Origin of the sequence: Pseudomonas sp. NPDC086112, from assembly GCF_044746425.1 — a bacterium.
Taxonomy (GTDB): domain Bacteria; phylum Pseudomonadota; class Gammaproteobacteria; order Pseudomonadales; family Pseudomonadaceae; genus Aquipseudomonas.
The window spans coordinates 1-15897 of sequence record NZ_JBIVCD010000041.1 but is presented as its reverse complement, the minus strand read 5'-3'; the positions used below and the strand labels follow the sequence as shown (position 1 = coordinate 15897).

The 15897-nt window shown below is 58.9% G+C and carries 16 protein-coding genes; 8 read left to right on the top strand and 8 right to left on the bottom strand.

What is annotated here, in order from left to right; translation table 11 throughout:
• The first annotated feature begins 9 nt into the window (after positions 1-9).
• The 4 genes from ACIPLA_RS23210 to rluB all read left to right on the top strand — a co-directional run bounded on the left by ACIPLA_RS23210 (position 10) and on the right by rluB (position 4010).
• Positions 10-639 (top strand): L-threonylcarbamoyladenylate synthase, encoded by a 630-nt coding sequence (locus ACIPLA_RS23210; RefSeq protein WP_401176294.1) that lies wholly within the window; start codon positions 10-12, stop codon positions 637-639.
• Between the two features lie 60 nt (positions 640-699).
• Positions 700-1458, top strand: coding sequence for a ScpA family protein (locus tag ACIPLA_RS23205; RefSeq protein ID WP_177319506.1), 759 nt, complete (start codon positions 700-702; stop codon positions 1456-1458).
• Positions 1459-1469: 11 nt separating this feature from the next.
• On the top strand, positions 1470-2444 hold the full coding sequence (scpB, locus tag ACIPLA_RS23200; RefSeq protein WP_401176292.1) for an SMC-Scp complex subunit ScpB: 975 nt from the start codon (positions 1470-1472) through the stop codon (positions 2442-2444).
• A gap of 300 nt (positions 2445-2744) precedes the next feature.
• Entirely contained in the window at positions 2745-4010 is a 1266-nt protein-coding gene (gene rluB, locus ACIPLA_RS23195) for a 23S rRNA pseudouridine(2605) synthase RluB (RefSeq protein WP_008074896.1), read from the top strand.
• Between the two features lie 183 nt (positions 4011-4193).
• On the opposite strand, the gene ACIPLA_RS23190 is transcribed toward rluB, so the two are convergent.
• Entirely contained in the window at positions 4194-5159 is a 966-nt protein-coding gene (locus tag ACIPLA_RS23190; RefSeq protein ID WP_401176289.1) for a leucyl aminopeptidase, read from the bottom strand.
• Between the two features lie 67 nt (positions 5160-5226).
• Complete coding sequence (locus ACIPLA_RS23185) at positions 5227-5364, bottom strand: hypothetical protein (protein ID WP_007938535.1); 138 nt, start codon at positions 5362-5364, stop codon at positions 5227-5229.
• A 931-nt stretch (positions 5365-6295) separates the two neighbouring features.
• Here ACIPLA_RS23185 and ACIPLA_RS23180 point away from each other — a divergent pair.
• Positions 6296-7717 carry an amino acid permease gene (locus ACIPLA_RS23180; protein WP_192345685.1) on the top strand — a complete coding sequence of 474 codons (1422 nt, stop codon included), beginning with the start codon at positions 6296-6298 and terminating at the stop codon, positions 7715-7717.
• Between the two features lie 289 nt (positions 7718-8006).
• On the top strand, positions 8007-8420 hold the full coding sequence (gene arfB, locus ACIPLA_RS23175; RefSeq protein WP_008074893.1) for an alternative ribosome rescue aminoacyl-tRNA hydrolase ArfB: 414 nt from the start codon (positions 8007-8009) through the stop codon (positions 8418-8420).
• Here the strand turns inward: arfB and ACIPLA_RS23170 are convergent.
• From ACIPLA_RS23170 to phhA, 6 genes are all read right to left on the bottom strand, one after another.
• Complete coding sequence (locus ACIPLA_RS23170) at positions 8417-9616, bottom strand: MFS transporter (protein WP_218394159.1); 1200 nt, start codon at positions 9614-9616, stop codon at positions 8417-8419. The two genes, arfB and ACIPLA_RS23170, sit on opposite strands and share 4 nt — an antisense overlap.
• A 103-nt stretch (positions 9617-9719) precedes the next feature.
• Positions 9720-9902, bottom strand: a complete 183-nt coding sequence (locus ACIPLA_RS23165; RefSeq protein WP_008074891.1) for a hypothetical protein — start codon at positions 9900-9902, stop codon at positions 9720-9722.
• A gap of 75 nt (positions 9903-9977) precedes the next feature.
• The gene (locus ACIPLA_RS23160) at positions 9978-10109 is read right to left on the bottom strand and encodes a hypothetical protein (protein WP_256348506.1); all 132 of its coding nucleotides are present in this window, start codon (positions 10107-10109) and stop codon (positions 9978-9980) included.
• 277 nt (positions 10110-10386) lie between these two features.
• Positions 10387-11580: an amino acid aminotransferase gene (locus tag ACIPLA_RS23155; RefSeq protein ID WP_401176283.1), complete on the bottom strand. Its 1194-nt coding sequence runs from the start codon at positions 11578-11580 to the stop codon at positions 10387-10389.
• Positions 11580-11936, bottom strand: coding sequence for a 4a-hydroxytetrahydrobiopterin dehydratase (locus tag ACIPLA_RS23150; protein ID WP_010457024.1), 357 nt, complete (start codon positions 11934-11936; stop codon positions 11580-11582). Before ACIPLA_RS23150 ends, ACIPLA_RS23155 begins: the two co-directional genes overlap by 1 nt.
• Before the next feature lie 105 nt (positions 11937-12041).
• The gene (gene phhA / locus ACIPLA_RS23145) at positions 12042-12827 is read right to left on the bottom strand and encodes a phenylalanine 4-monooxygenase (RefSeq protein ID WP_008074887.1); all 786 of its coding nucleotides are present in this window, start codon (positions 12825-12827) and stop codon (positions 12042-12044) included.
• 398 nt (positions 12828-13225) lie between these two features.
• Here phhA and ACIPLA_RS23140 point away from each other — a divergent pair, with 398 nt between their 5' ends.
• The gene (locus ACIPLA_RS23140) at positions 13226-14785 is read left to right on the top strand and encodes a sigma-54-dependent phenylalanine hydroxylase transcriptional regulator PhhR (RefSeq protein ID WP_008074886.1); all 1560 of its coding nucleotides are present in this window, start codon (positions 13226-13228) and stop codon (positions 14783-14785) included.
• A gap of 321 nt (positions 14786-15106) precedes the next feature.
• Positions 15107-15850, top strand: a complete 744-nt coding sequence (locus ACIPLA_RS23135; protein WP_401176278.1) for a flagellar basal body rod protein FlgF — start codon at positions 15107-15109, stop codon at positions 15848-15850.
• Positions 15851-15897: the final 47 nt, after the last annotated feature.

Sequence of the window (15897 nt, the reverse complement as noted above, 5' to 3'; positions counted from 1 at the left end):
GTAGAGAATGTGAGTCAATTTTTCCAGATTCATCCGGAAAACCCGCAACCGCGCCTGATCAAACAGGCTGTCGAGATCATCCGCAACGGCGGGGTGGTGATTTATCCCACAGACTCTTCCTACGCCATTGGTTGCCAGATCGGCGACAAGAACGCCGTGGAACGCGTACGCCGGCTGCGTCAGCTGGATGATAAGCACAACTTCGCGCTGATCTGCAGCGACCTGTCGCAGTTGGGGCTGTTTGCCAAGATCGACACCGGCACCTTCCGTGTGCTCAAGGCTCACTTGCCTGGCCCTTACACCTTCATTCTCAACGCCACCCGCGAAGTCCCGCGGCTGTTGTTGCACCCGAAAAAACGCACCATTGGCCTGCGTGTGCCAAGCCATCCGATTGCCCTGGCATTGCTGGAAGAACTCGGTGAGCCGCTGATGAGCGTGACCCTGATCATGCCCGGCGACACCGACCCGTTGAGCGATCCTTACGAAATGCGCCAGTTGCTTGAGCATCAGGTCGACCTGATCATCGACGGCGGTTTCGGCGGGATCAAGGCGTCCACCGTGATCAGCCTCGCCGATGGCGAACCGGAAATCATCCGCGTCGGTTGCGGCGACCCTGCGCCTTTCATGGCCGAGGCCTAGATGTCTGCAGTAGAACCCGTCGACAGCCAGGCCGGCGCCCAGCAAGAACTGCCTTTCGCCATGGTCTATGGCCAGGCGGTCATGGAAATGCCACTGGACCTGTACATCCCGCCGGATGCGCTCGAGGTCTTTCTTGAGGCCTTCGAAGGCCCGCTCGACTTGCTGCTGTACCTGATCCGCAAACAGAACATCAACATCCTCGACATCCCGGTGGCGGAAATCACCCGGCAGTACATGGGCTATGTCGAGTTGATGCAGTCGGTGCGCCTGGAGCTGGCCGCCGAGTACCTGGTGATGGCCGCGATGCTTGCCGAGATCAAGTCGCGGATGCTGTTACCCCGTGCCGAGACGATCGAAGACGAAGAGGACGATCCTCGCGCCGAGCTGATTCGCCGCTTGCAGGAATACGAGCGCTTCAAGGCTGCAGCCGAAGGCATCGATGGCTTGAGTCGCGTCGGCCGCGACGTGGTGGTGCCCAAGCTCGACGCCCCTGAAGCCCGGGCGCGCAAGCTGTTGCCGGATGTGAGTCTGGGAGAGCTGCTGATGTCCATGGCCGAGGTCTTGCGCCGTGGCGACATGTTCGAAAGCCACCAGGTCAGCCGTGAAGCGCTGTCCACCCGCGAACGCATGAGCGATGTACTGGAACGGCTCAAGGGCGGCGGTTTTGTGCCTTTTGTCGAGCTGTTCACCGCTGAAGAAGGGCGCCTGGGGGTGGTGGTGACCTTTATGGCGATCCTCGAACTGGTCAAGGAATCCTTGGTCGAGCTGGTGCAGAATGAGCCGTTCGCGGCGATCCATGTCCGGGCCCGAGCCGAATAACGAGTTGAATCATGAACCTGACTGAACCCCGCGAGCTGGCGCCACTGCTTGAAGCCTTTCTGTTGGCCTCGGGAAAACCGCAATCGCTTGAACGCCTGTTCGAACTCTTCGAAGAAGGCGAGCGGCCCGAGCCCCCTGTGTTCAAGAAAGCGCTGACGATTCTGGCCAAATCCTGCGATGGCCGTGCTTTCGAGTTGAAGGAAGTCGCCTCCGGGTATCGCCTGCAGATCCGCGAAAAGTTCGCGCCGTGGGTCGGACGTTTGTGGGAAGAGCGGCCGCAACGCTATTCCCGCGCCATGCTCGAAACCATGGCCCTGATAGCCTATCGCCAGCCAATCACCCGGGGCGAGATCGAAGACGTGCGCGGCGTGGCCGTCAACAGCCACATCGTGAAAACCCTGCTGGAGCGTGAGTGGATCCGCATCGTCGGTTACCGCGACGTACCCGGCAAACCGGCGATGTTCGCCACCACCAAGGCGTTTCTCGATCACTTCAACCTGAAGAATCTCGACGACCTGCCGCCGCTCGCCGAACTGCGCGAACTTGAACCCGATCCTGTGCTCGATTTTGACGACGCGCCCGTGCCTGCCAGCCTGCAGGAATTGGCTGATGCCAGCGCCGAGCCGGAAGAACCCAAGGAAGAAACCAGTTTCCACACTCTGTTGCTGGAACTGGACACCATGGAAGAGGGGCTCAAGACCGACTTCGACGATTTGTTGCGCGATGGGGCGATGACCGAGACGGAAGGGGAGTCGGTTCAACCCGAGCCTGAAACCGAAGTTGGACCTCAGGTCGAGGCTGACGCCGAAGTCGAACCAGAGCAGGAAGACGACATTCTTGGTGTCGCCGAAGCTCGCGAAAAGCTCCTGGCCGCCGTCGCCGCGCTCGAACAGCCGAAACCCGAGCCCGAATTGACCGACGAAGAAGCCGAAGCCAAGGCCCTCGCCGAAGCGATCGAAAGCGAACGCCGCCTACTCGAAGACTGACACGAACCCAATGTGGGAGCGGGCTTGCTCGCGAAGGGGGCGGCACATTCAATATCGATGCTGCCTGACACAACGCCTTCGCGAGCAAGCCCGCTCCCACATTGGATCTGTATCGAATTCAAACTCGGCGGCCACCAGTCGGCGGAAATCCGGGTAACTCTTCATTCATCAGCTAGTCTCTGATGCGCGAACGTCTCCATGAGCGTATGATTCGCGACCCTTTGACGATCTCTTCGTCAAACGACCAGCTTTCACATCTTCAGGCACAAGCCTGAACAGTCCACACCGGGAGGTGCCCAGATGAGTATCAACGACCAGAAAGACGACCAGGAAATCGGCCCAGCAGGCGAAAAGCTGCAGAAAGTCCTCGCCCGTATCGGCGTCGGCTCGCGCCGTGACGTAGAAGCCTGGATCAGCCACGGCCGCATCAAGGTCAATGGCAAAGACGCCACCCTCGGCCAGCGCGTCGACCTGCATGACGCCATCACCATCGATGGCCGGGTGATCAAGCGCGAAGAAGCCGCCGAGTCGGTACGTCGCGTGATCATGTACAACAAACCCGACGGCGAAATCTGCACCCGTAACGACCCTGAAGGTCGTCCGACCGTGTTCGACAAGATGCCGCGCCCCAAAGAAGGTCGCTGGATCAACATCGGTCGTCTGGACATCAACACCACCGGTTTGCTGATGTTCACCACCGACGGGGAATTGGCCAACCGCCTGATGCACCCCTCCTACGAAATGGACCGTGAATACGCGGTACGTGTACGTGGCGAAGTCGACGACGAGATGATTGAACGCCTGAAGGCAGGCGTGGTGCTCGAAGACGGCCCGGCCAAGTTCACCGACATCAAACAGGCTCCGGGTGGTGAAGGTTTCAACCACTGGTACCACTGCGTGGTGATGGAAGGTCGTAACCGCGAAGTCCGTCGTCTGTGGGAATCCCAGGGTCTGGTGGTCAGCCGCCTGAAGCGCGTGCGTTTCGGTCCGGTGTTCCTCAACTCCGACCTGCCGATGGGCCGCTGGCGCGAAATGAGCCAGTACGAAGTCGACATTCTCAGTGCTGAAGTCGGCCTGACCCCGGTGGCGATGCCGCAAATGAACGCCAAGAGCAAAGACAAGCTTGAGCGTATGCAGCGCAAATCGTCCCGTCCGGTGGGCAAGACCGAACGCGTGCGTACCCTGCGTCCAGCTGCGGGTTCGACCGCCGCCAGCCCGCGCGAATCCCGCGAGCCACAGATCGAAGGCGAACGCCCGGCCCGCAAGCCAGCACCACGTCAGGATGGCGAGCGCGGCCCACGCACGCCACGTCCGGCCAACGGTCGCACTGAGCGTGGCGAAGGCCGTGGCGCTCCATCCGGTGGTCGCAGTGATCGCGGCGCGCCTGCCGGTCGTGGTACGCCTGTGGCAGACCGCCCGGCCGACACCAAGCGCCCGGCCAAGCCGGCGCCGAAGAAACGCCCAGGCATCGTCCTGGTCGACCGTGACGCGCCATCGGGCAAACGCCGCGGTGCACCAGCCGGTTCCGGCCAGCGCCCGGGCTTCGGTCGTCGCAAGCCTGAATAATCGGTGAGCGCTGCATGAAAAACGCCATCCCTCGGGATGGCGTTTTTTTTGGGGCTGTCTTTAGTTTTGTGGTGTTTGTGAGGGCCTCTTCGCGGGCAAGCCTCGCTCCTACAAGGACACTGCTGTACCTGTAGGAGCGAGGCTTGCCCGCGAAGGCGTCGGTCCGAACACCCTTAATCTCGCTTAAAACACAAACCGCCGATCAAACAGTGGGTCATCATCCAGGGCCAACACGCCACTGGAGAAGATCAGATCCAAATGATGGCTACCCTTGGCACCTCCACCCAGACCCAGGTGCAAACCGCAATGGCGCTCCTCGAACCCGGCATTGCGCGCATACAAATCTTTCACGCCTTCGTTGGTGCCGATCCCCAGTTCCTCGATTCGCCGATTGGACGGATTGGCGTCCAGGTACTTGTTGAAGTCATGTTCCAGCCCCGGCACATCGGTGGCGATTTTGCTGATAGTAGAGTTCTCGATCCACAACTCCAGCGGTGACGCCAATACGCCGTACTTGCGGGCAAACGGAATCGTACTGAGGAAAGTCCCCATAAACTTCACCCGCCCATTAATGGCCTCGCTATGAGTAGCGATCTCGCCGGGCGCCAGGTCGAAGTTGCCGATACCGTTGATGTCGGTCCACTTCTTGATACTGCTCAAGGGTGTTTCGAACCACGACCCGTGATCATCTTTGAAGCTCAGGGTGGTGGCGTGGGACATGCGCTGGATCAAGTGGCTATTCAACCCGGCAATTCGCTGCGGGGTGACACTGAAGGTGTCGTAGAAGTAATCGCCGTAATCCTTGAACAGCAATGACTTCTTCCAGTTCTGCGCCATCACGCCCTGCAGCGCACGGACAAATTCCGGGCCGTCGGGACGCGGGTTGGGCAGGGTGGAAGAGTCGTAGAAGAAAATGTACAGATCGCTGTCGGTAATCGCCTGGGTCAGCAATTCGGTGGGTTCGAGGTCCAGACGCATCGTGCTGAAGCTGAACCGTGGGCTGTTACCGGCCTGTTCGGCGATGGCGCAGGTGTGCGCCTGGTAATCAGCGGTATGGCCGAGCAAGACCTTCGCCGGGTTGATACCGGCAACAGCAGGGTGATGTTCGAGGTAGTAAAGGAAATGCGAGATGGCGCGTTGCTTATCCATGTAGTCCTCCCTGACAAACCGAGAAAGTGGCAGGCACGACCGGCCGGATCGTGCCTGCCGGGATGTCTTACAGAGGCCACATCGCCGTGCCGAACGGAACAACCGCGTCGGCTTGCATCATTTCGACGGCAGCTTCGTGGGTCGGTGCTTCAAACCAATCGTCCAGTTGCAGTTCAGTGTCCAAGTCTTTGTCCAGTGCTTGCATGGTGAATCTCCTAGATGACTTTTAGGTAAGAACAGCGGCGTGCTTTTCACTCGTTGAAGAGCGCGTCAACGTGCCGGACGATGCAGTTCGGCAAGTCGCTGAAAACCTAGTTCACAGGGTTTTGGAATGCAAAAAAATAATTAAACAATTTTCATTTGAACTATTTATTCCGTTTTTCGAAAGCCAATTTTCTTAATAAAAAACAGAAAACTAAGTCGAGTATTTACTTAGGAAGCTTCCTATCGTCAATTTACAGTCAATGGGCTTATGGATCTGATTTGGAAAATTTACGTTACGCCTTGTCAATAAAACCTTACGAAAAGCGCTCTCAAACCCCGTGGAATGCCGCGAGGGAAAGGTCTGTAAGGAAAACCTGCCGTCAGCCGGCGAGTTTGTAGCCTTCAAGGGCTCTGGCACGCTTGTTTCGGCAGCGTATGAAGGGTGAGATGCGCCCTATGCCTGTCGTGCAGGTGCATAACAAGAAGGAGGCGCAATGTACGCCGTGACTCATCTCCATCTCTCCCCCAAGGGCGATTTTTCCGCTGCCCTTATCGATGACCTGCAAAGGTCTGACTCAATTTTTGCAGTCGCCCGAGACCCTCGAGGCGGACACAGGCAATCCCGGCAACCGACGCGCTGATCCAGCGGTGTCTGGCAGCAGGGGGTTACAGGTGTACAATGCGCCGCGTTTTAACTGTGACCCTCTGCGCAACAGCGCAAACCTCAAGGCTATCCGCCTTGTTCACTCCGCCGCGTCACGAGCGTGTCGGGTTCGATTTCGTCACAGATAAAAACAAACAGGTGACGCATGACTGTCGTAAAAACGCTGAACTCCTGGTGCCTGCGCTGGGGTTTGATCGGCGCTGCTTGAAATCGCAACCGAGCAGCAACGTCTACTGAACATCATCAAACCTTGCGTGAGACCCTTTTCATGAGTGGACAAAACTCGCATTCAGGCGAGCTGAAACGCGGCCTGAAAAATCGCCATATTCAACTGATCGCCCTCGGTGGCGCGATCGGTACCGGGTTGTTCCTTGGCTCGGCCGGCGTGCTCAAATCCGCTGGCCCGTCGATGATTCTCGGCTACGCCATCTGCGGCTTCATCGCTTTCATGATCATGCGCCAACTCGGCGAAATGATCGTCGAAGAGCCAGTCGCTGGTTCCTTCAGCCACTTCGCCCACAAATACTGGGGCGGTTTTGCCGGCTTCCTGTCGGGCTGGAACTGCTGGATTCTGTACATCCTGGTGGGCATGTCCGAGCTGACCGCGGTCGGCAAATACATCCACTACTGGGCGCCGGATATCCCGACCTGGGTCTCGGCAGCCGGTTTCTTCGTGTTGATCAACCTGATCAACCTGGCCAACGTCAAAGTCTTCGGTGAGGCGGAGTTCTGGTTCGCGATCATCAAGGTTGTGGCGATTGTCGGCATGATTGCCCTGGGCAGCTACTTGTTGGTCAGCGGCAACGGCGGCCCACAAGCCTCCGTGACCAACCTGTGGGAGCACGGCGGCTTCTTCCCGAACGGCGTTAGCGGTCTGGTGATGGCCATGGCGATCATCATGTTCTCCTTCGGCGGCCTGGAAATGCTCGGTTTCACTGCAGCCGAAGCCGACAAACCGAAAACCGTGATCCCGAAAGCGATCAACCAGGTGATCTACCGGATTTTGATTTTCTACATCGGTGCGCTGGTGGTCCTCCTGTCGCTGACGCCTTGGGACAGCCTGCTGACGACGCTGAACGCGTCCGGCGATGCCTACAGCGGTAGCCCGTTCGTTCAAGTGTTCTCGATGCTGGGCAGCAACACCGCCGCGCACATCCTCAACTTCGTGGTCCTGACCGCGGCGCTGTCGGTGTACAACAGCGGCACCTACTGCAACAGCCGTATGCTGCTGGGCATGGCCGAGCAGGGCGATGCGCCGAAGGCCTTGTCGAAGATCGATAAGCGTGGCGTGCCGGTGCGTTCGATTCTGGCGTCGGCTGCCGTGACCCTGGTCGCGGTGCTGCTGAACTACCTGGTTCCGCAACATGCGCTGGAACTGTTGATGTCGTTGGTGGTGGCCACCCTGGTGATCAACTGGGCGATGATCAGCTTCTCGCACTTCAAGTTCCGTCAGCACATGGACAAGACCAAACAGACGCCGTTGTTCAAGGCCCTGTGGTACCCGTACGGCAACTATGTTTGCCTGGCGTTCGTGGTGTTCATCCTTGGCGTGATGCTGTTGATCCCGGGCATCCAGATCTCGGTGTATGCGATTCCGGTGTGGGTCGCGTTCATGTGGATCTGCTACGGCATCAAGAATAAGCGTAGTGCGCAAAATGCGTTGCAGGCTGCAGGTTCCGCAGCCAAGTAAGTGCAAAGCGCAGAAACAACAAACCCGGCCATGTGCCCATGTGCCGGGTTTTTTTGTGGGCGATGCAAAAAACTTTGGACTTGCACGGACCCCTGTGGGAGCGGGCTTGCTCGCGAAAGCGGAGTATCAATCGACATCAATGTTGCCTGACACATCGCTTTCGCGAGCAAGCCCGCTCCCACATTTGATCCTCCGTGCGGCGAACATCCCATACATGTCCGCGAAAGGGTCGGCCCGGTCAATCCATCATTCGCGGTATCCTGAACGCCCTGATACCGGACTTTTTTCCATGCTGGTGATTTCCAACAACGTGCATCTGCCGGATGCCGAGATCGAATTGACGGCCATTCGTGCGCAAGGCGCCGGTGGGCAGAACGTCAACAAGGTCTCGAGCGCCGTGCACCTGCGCTTCGACATTCCGGCCTCGTCCTTGCCCGAGTTCTACAAGGAGCGGCTGCTGGCGCTGCGCGACAGTCGCATCACCAGCGACGGCGTGTTGATCATCAAGGCCCAGCAATACCGCACGCAGGAACAGAACCGCGCTGATGCGCTGGAGCGCCTGACCGAGTTGATCCTCAGTGCCACCAAGGTCGAGAAGAAGCGCCGTCCGACCAAACCGACCCTCGGTTCGAAAAAGCGTCGGCTCGAATCCAAGACCAAGCGCGGCAGCATCAAGGCTGGGCGCGGAAAGGTCGACTTTTAACGCGCTTCTCTTTCTTCACGATACTTTGGCGCCTGCCGGTACAAGTAAACGCTTAGTATCAATCCGCTCAAAGCGGCCAACGCGGCAAACAGGAAGATTGAGGCGAACCCGAATCCAGCCGCAATCGCACCCGCCAGCGGTCCGGTGATCCCCAGCGACAAATCGATGAACAACGAATACGCCCCGACTGCCGCGCCACGGCTGGAGGCGGGCACCAGGTTGACCGCTTCCACGCCCAAGGCCGGGAACACCAGTGAAAAACCGAAACCACTCAGCGCCGCCCCGGCCAGTGCCCAATGGGCATCGGGTGCCAGCCACAGCAGCAACAGTCCGAGGGTTTCCACCGACAAGCAGGCAATCGCCACGCGAAAGCCGCCGAGGCGGTTGATCAGATTACCGAACAACAATCGCGCACCGATAAAACTGGCGCCGAACAGGCTCAGGCACAGTACCGCGTTGGACCAGTGCTGAGTGGCGTAATACAGGGTGATGAATGTAGCGATGGTGCCAAAGCCGATGGAACCCAAGGCCAGACCGCAACCGTGAGGAAACACCCGCCCCAGCACGTGCATGAATGGCAGGCGTTCGCCGACAACGATTGGTGCAGCGGTTTTTGGCCAAGCCAGCGCCAGACCCAGAACGGCCAACAGCACGATGCTCACGCCCATGCTCCACAAACCCAACTGACTCACCAGCAGCACCCCCAGCGGCGCGCCGACCGCCAGCGCGCCGTAACTGGCGATGCCGTTCCAGGAGATGACCTTGGCGGTGTTCGCTGCGCCGACCCGGCCGATGCCCCAGCCGATCGACCCGGAACCCACCAGGCTTTCTGCGCTGCCGAGCACCAGTCGGCCGATCAACAGGCAGATCAGGCTTAACGTCGGCAGGCTTTGCGTCCAGGCCGAAATCAACATGAACACACCGCTCAAACCACAGCCAGCGAGGCCGTACATCACCGCCAGTTTGCTGCCCTTGTTATCGATGATGCGTCCGGCGTAAGGGCGGCTGAGCAGGGTGGCCAGGTATTGCACGCTGATCACCAGCCCGGCGATCACGGCGCCAAAACCGAGGTCGCTGTGGACGTAGCCCGGCAATACGGCCAGAGGAATGCCGATATTCAGGTAACCGATGAACGTGAACAGGACGATGGAAACGACTTGCAGCGTGACCGCCATGGGGCGCTGGGTTTCTGACATGGGTAAAGGTCCACGGGGCAGCAGGATAGATAGGCTGCTTATGATAGCGGCGTGGACGGTCGCGGGGCGTGAAAAAGTAAAACTATTTGCCAGACGGGGTGAGTCAGGTTTTGGCGGGGGCAACCAGTTGCGTCGTGACCAGAGCGGCCAGGGCGTTTTCTTCGCTGCCGAAGCGGGCCAGCAGGGCGGCTTGTTTCTCGGGGGAAAGGCGGTTCCAGATCTCGATCATCTTCTCGGCGGTGCCGATCAGGACGCTGGCCTGGGCTTCAGTGAAATCATCGCTCATGGTGCGGGCTCGCGGTTCAGGCGGTGTGGAAAGCGCATGTTAGCGCTTTCCACACGGTCTGGCATTGCAGGTGTATCAGTCTTCGCTGTCGGCCTGGCGGCGTTCAGGTGCTTCTTTCATCTCGGGCTGTTGGGCACCGGCTTGTTGCGTGGTTGTCTGCTCAGTTTCGTGCAGGCTTGGGAAGGGGAGATTAGGGATCTCGTGCATGTCGCGCTCCTCGCTAAGTCTGTTGATAGATCTGGTAGATCCGCGCTTTTAAAAAGCCTGCGCAGGATACAGCAGGAGAAATGACAAATAGACTTTTATATCCATTTGTTGCGACGGATGGGATTGTCTAGACAGGTCAGCAAGAGGGGGCGACACACATTCAAATGTGGGAGCGGGCTTGCTCGCGAAGACGGAGTGTCAGTCAACATCATCGTTGCCTGATACGCCGCTTTCGCGAGCAAGCCCGCTCCCACAGGGGATGTGTAGTGTCTGATATTTATTTGCAGACGTCAGCGATAGCTTCGGCCAGCAGATCCAGACGCGTCGCATCAATCCCCGCCACGTTAGCCCGGCCCGAGCTCACCATGTACACACTGTGATGCTCGCGTAGCTGTTTAACCTGCTCCGGCGACAAACCGGTGTAGGAAAACATCCCGCGTTGCACACCGATGTGCGCAAATCGCTCACGCAAGCCATGGGGTTCAAGTGCTTCGACCAGACCGCTGCGCAACTGGGCGATACGCAAACGCATGGCTTCCACTTCGTCGGCCCAGCGGCTTTTCAGCTCTGGATCGCCGAGGATGGTCGCGACCACGGCGGCGCCATGATCCGGTGGCGTCGACCACAGGTTACGGGCGATATTGGCCAGTTGGCTGCGGATATCCACCAGCTTGTCGGCGGTTTTCGCGCAGACAATCAATGCGCCAGTGCGGTCGCGGTACAGGCCGAAGTTCTTCGAGCAGGAACTGGTGATCAGTACTTCCGGCAACTCGGCGGCGAACAGCCGCGTCGACCAGGCATCTTGCTCCAGGCCGTCGCCGAAACCCTGATAGGCGAAGTCGATCAGAGGTAGCAAATCGCGACTGCGCACCACGTCCAGCACCCGACGCCAATCATCATGGGACAAATCGAAACCGGTCGGGTTGTGGCAGCAGGCATGCAGCAGCACCACATCGCCCTTGGGTGCTTCATTGAGCACCGCCAGCATCGCTTCCACATCGAGACGGTTGTCGCTGCCCACGTACGGGTAATGACTGACCTTGACCCCGGCCGCCGCGAAAATGGTTTCGTGGATCGGCCAGGTCGGGTTGCTCAACCACACGCCACGGCCCGGCAGGCATTGGGCGATGAAGTCAGCGCTCAAACGCAATGCGCCAGTGCCGCCCGGCGTTTGAGTGGCGCCGGCCCGTTGTTCGGCGATCAACGCCGAATCCGCACCAAGCACCAACTCGTTGATGACTTTGCCGAACGCTACATTGCCGTGGCCGCCGATGTAGGTTTTGGTGGATTGACGATCCACCAGGTGTTGCTCGGCGAGCTTCACCGCTTCGGGGATTGGCGTCTGGCCCTGGGCGTCTTTGTAGACACCCACGCCAAGGTCGAATTTGCGCGGGTTAGGGTCCAGCGCATAGGCCTCCATCAGGCCGAGAATCGGGTCGCCAGGTACTCGACCGATGGCGTCGAAATGCATTATTTGCGGCCCTCGGCGTTCTTCGCCACTTCGTCAGTGCGCGCGGCCATGATGAAATCGTTGCGGTGCAGGCCTTTGATGGAGTGGCTCCACCAAGTCACGGTGACTTTGCCCCACTCGGTCAGCAGGCCTGGGTGGTGACCTTCGGCCTCGGAAATTTCACCGACGGCGTTGGTGAACGCCAGCGCGTGTTTGAAGTTCTTGAACAGGAAAACTTTTTCCAGCTGCATCACGCTGTCGCGAACTTCGATGTTCCAGTCAGGGATCTGCTTGATCAGGATCGGCAATTCTTCGTCGCTGACCTGAGGGGCGTCGGCGCGGCAGGCTTCGCAATGGGCTTGGTTTAATGTGGACATGATGTGTTCCTGAAATCGAGTGTTTTGAAAAACGGTCGTCAGTGGGACCACGCTAAAGCAAAGCGGCGATCCGTAACAGACTCACTTGATGCCAAAAGACGCGGGTCACGCGGCTTTTGGCGGAAATTTCGGCGCACGCAGCCCCAGCTGCATACCTTGCTTGACCATGCCCATGATGTCTTCGTGGGCCAGATCGAACAGGCGCTTGAGGTTCGGCAGGACAAAGTACAGCGGTTGCAGAATGTCGATGCGGTACGGCGTGCGCATGCATTCCAGCGGGTCGAAGGCCTGATGCTCAGGCTCGTTCGACAAGCAGTAAACGGTTTCTTTGGGCGAGGACAGAATGCCGCCGCCATAGATGCGCAGGCCTTGTGGCGTGTCGACCAGGCCGAACTCGATGGTCATCCAGTACAGGCGCGCCAGATACACGCGTTCTTCCTTGGAAGCCTGTAGGCCAAGTTTGCCGTAGGTGTGGGTGAATTCGGCAAACCAGGGGTTGGTCAGCAGCGGACAGTGGCCAAAGATCTCGTGGAAAATGTCCGGTTCTTGCAGGTAATCCAGCTCTTCGCGGGTACGAATAAACGTCGCCACCGGGAACTGCTTGTTCGCCAGCAATTCGAAAAAGGTCTGGAAGGGAATCAGTGCGGGGACTCGGGCAACCTGCCAACCGGTGGTTTCACCGAGGACCTTGTTGATTTCACCGAGTTGCGGAATGCGGTCGTGGGGCAGACCGAGTTTTTCGATACCGTCCAGGTATTCCTGGCACGCACGGCCCTCGACCACTTTCAGTTGGCGAGTGATCAGCGTGTTCCACACCGCGTGTTCTTCGGCGGGGTAGTCGATAAAACCTTGCGCATCGGGCTCACGAGCCACGTATTGCGTCTGCTTCATGCTGCTCTCCTGCTAGGGGATACGTTCTTGTTGTGTGTACAGCTATAGACCTAGAAATACCCCAAGGCGTGCGGTGTTGCAGCAGGTGATCCGCGGTGAGAGTTGGAAAAATCTCGGCTTTTCGTAAAGTATTCGTTACGGATTGGTCGCTATGGCGCAAGTATTGATATTTGCGGGTTTGAAATGGCGCACGGGTGTCACATAATCTTGACGACTATTTGAGTGCCTCGGCAGAAAAATACGTCGGTCTGCCAAGTACCCTGTGGGAGCGGGCTTGCTCGCGAAGGCGGTCTGTCTGATACATCAATGCTGGATGATCCGACGCTTTCGCGAGCAAGCCCGCTCCCACAGGTTGTGTGCTCGGCATCAACCTCACTCACCGTTTTGTGGGCCTTTATATGCGTATCAAAGTTCACTGCCAGAACCGCATCGGTATTCTGCGCGACATTCTCAACCTGCTGGTCGAGTACGGGATCAACGTCGCTCGCGGCGAAGTGGGCGGTGAGCACGGCAATGCGATCTACCTGCACTGCCCGAACCTGATCAACATTCAGTTTCAGGCGTTGCGTCCGAAGTTTGAGGCGATTGGCGGGGTATTCGGCGTCAAACGCGTAGGGCTGATGCCCAGCGAGCGTCGGCATATGGAACTCAATGCCTTGCTTGGTGCCTTGGAGTTTCCGGTGCTGTCGATCGACATGGGCGGTTCCATCGTCGCGGCCAACCGTGCGGCGGCGCAGTTGCTCGGGGTGCGGGTAGACGAGGTGCCGGGGATACCGCTGTCGCGGTACGCCGAGGATTTCGATTTGCCGGAACTGGTGCGCGCCAACAAGTCGCGGATCAACGGCTTGCGGGTCAAGGTCAAGGGCGACGTGTTTCTCGCCGACATCGCGCCGCTGCAATCGGAGCATGACGAAAGCGAGGCCATGGCCGGTGCGGTGTTGACGTTGCACCGGGCGGACCGGGTGGGCGAGCGCATCTATAACGTGCGCAAGCAGGAATTGCGCGGCTTCGACAGCATTTTCCAAAGCTCGAAAGTGATGGCGGCGGTGGTTCGCGAAGCACGGCGCATGGCGCCACTGGATGCGCCGCTATTGATAGAAGGCGAAACCGGCACCGGCAAAGAGTTGTTGGCGCGGGCCTGTCACTTGGCGAGCCCGCGTGGGCAGTCACCGTTGATGGCGCTCAACTGTGCCGGTCTGCCAGAGTCCATGGCCGAGACCGAATTGTTCGGCTACGGTCCCGGTGCCTTCGAAGGCGCGCGGGCCGAAGGCAAGCTCGGGCTGTTGGAGCTGACGGCGGGCGGTACGTTGTTTCTCGACGGCGTCGGCGAAATGAGCCCGCGCTTGCAGGTGAAATTGCTGCGCTTTCTGCAGGATGGTTGCTTCCGTCGTGTCGGCAGCGATGAAGAGGTCTATCTGGATGTGCGGGTGATCTGCGCAACGCAAGTGGACTTGTCCGAGCTGTGCGCTCGCGGTGAGTTTCGCCAGGATTTGTACCACCGTTTGAACGTGCTCTCGCTGCACATCCCGCCGCTACGCGAATGCCTCGACGGACTGGCGCCGCTGGTGGAGCACTTCCTCGATCAGGCCAGTCGGCAGATCGGTTGTCCGTTGCCGAAACTGGCGCCAGCGGCCATGGAACGGCTCAGTCATTATCATTGGCCGGGTAACGTGCGGCAGTTGGAAAACGTACTGTTCCAGGCCGTTTCCCTGTGCGACGGCGGCACCGTCAAAGCCGAGCATATTCGCCTGCCGGACTACGGCGTGCGTCAGCCGCTTGGCGATTTTTCCCTTGAGGGTGGTTTGGACGAGATTGTCGGGCGCTTTGAGAAAGCGGTGCTGGAGCGTTTGTATTCCGAGCATCCGAGCAGTCGGCAACTGGGCAAGCGGTTGGGGGTGTCGCATACCACCATTGCCAATAAGTTGCGTGAGTATGAGGTCGGCAAGACTGAGTCTTAGCCGATAGCTATTTTTGCCTGTGATGGACCCTTCGCGAGCAAGCCCGCTCCCACATTTGATCGAGTCGAACACAAATTAAATGTGGGAGCGGGCTTGCTCGCGAAGGCGGTAGTCCAGTCAACCTCAAGGTCAACCGTTGCCACCTACCGGCATAACACCGCCGGTTTTTCGTCTTCGATACATTCCCCCAATCCCCTCTGAATCCCTCAAGTCCTTTGTTTGCCGGGCCCTGCGCCGCCAGAAAAAAGTTGGTCTGCAAATTGCTTATGGCTCAGCAGTACAGCGGTGGGCGGCAAACGTCCGGCATGCAGAGGAAAGAGTGTGGACAAGTACCTTTATGTGGCAATGACCGGCGCCAGCCAGAATGCACTGGCGCAGAAGGCTCATGCCAACAACCTGGCGAACATCTCTACCAACGGTTTTCAGAAGGACCTGGAACAGGCTCGTTCGATGCCAGTATTTGGTGACAGCTTTCCGGCGCGCGCGTTTGCCATGAGCGAACGTCCGGCCACCGACTTCTCCCCTGGCTCGCTGGTAGAAACCGGTCGCGACCTCGATGTCGCGGTGCAGGGCAACGGCTGGATCGCCGTGCAGAACCCCGATGGCGGTGAAAGCTACGTGCGCACCGGCAGCTTGAACGTTGACGCCCTGGGCGTGCTGCGTGCCGGCAACGGTATGCCGGTGGTAGGCAATGGCGGGCCGATTGCCGTGCCGCCCGAGCAGCAAATCGAAGTCGGCGAAGACGGCACCATCAGCATCCGTGCGATGGGTGAAGGCCCTCGCGTGATGGCCGAAGTCGACCGCATCAAACTGGTCAACCCGGACTTCAAGAACATGACCAAAGGCCTGGACGGTTCGATCCACACCAAGGACGGCAAGCCGGCGCAGGCCGATGCCAACGTCAAACTGGTGTCCGGGTTCCTTGAGTCGAGCAACGTCAATGCCGTGGAAGAAATGACTTCGGTGCTGGCGCTGGCCAAGCAGTTCGAGCTGCACATCAAGATGATGAACACCGCCAAAGACGATGACCAGGCCATGGCTCGGGTCTTGCAGATCAGCGAATGAGCCGAACGTCGCGCCGTGAAACAGGCGCACGGGGAGACTCGAAGGCG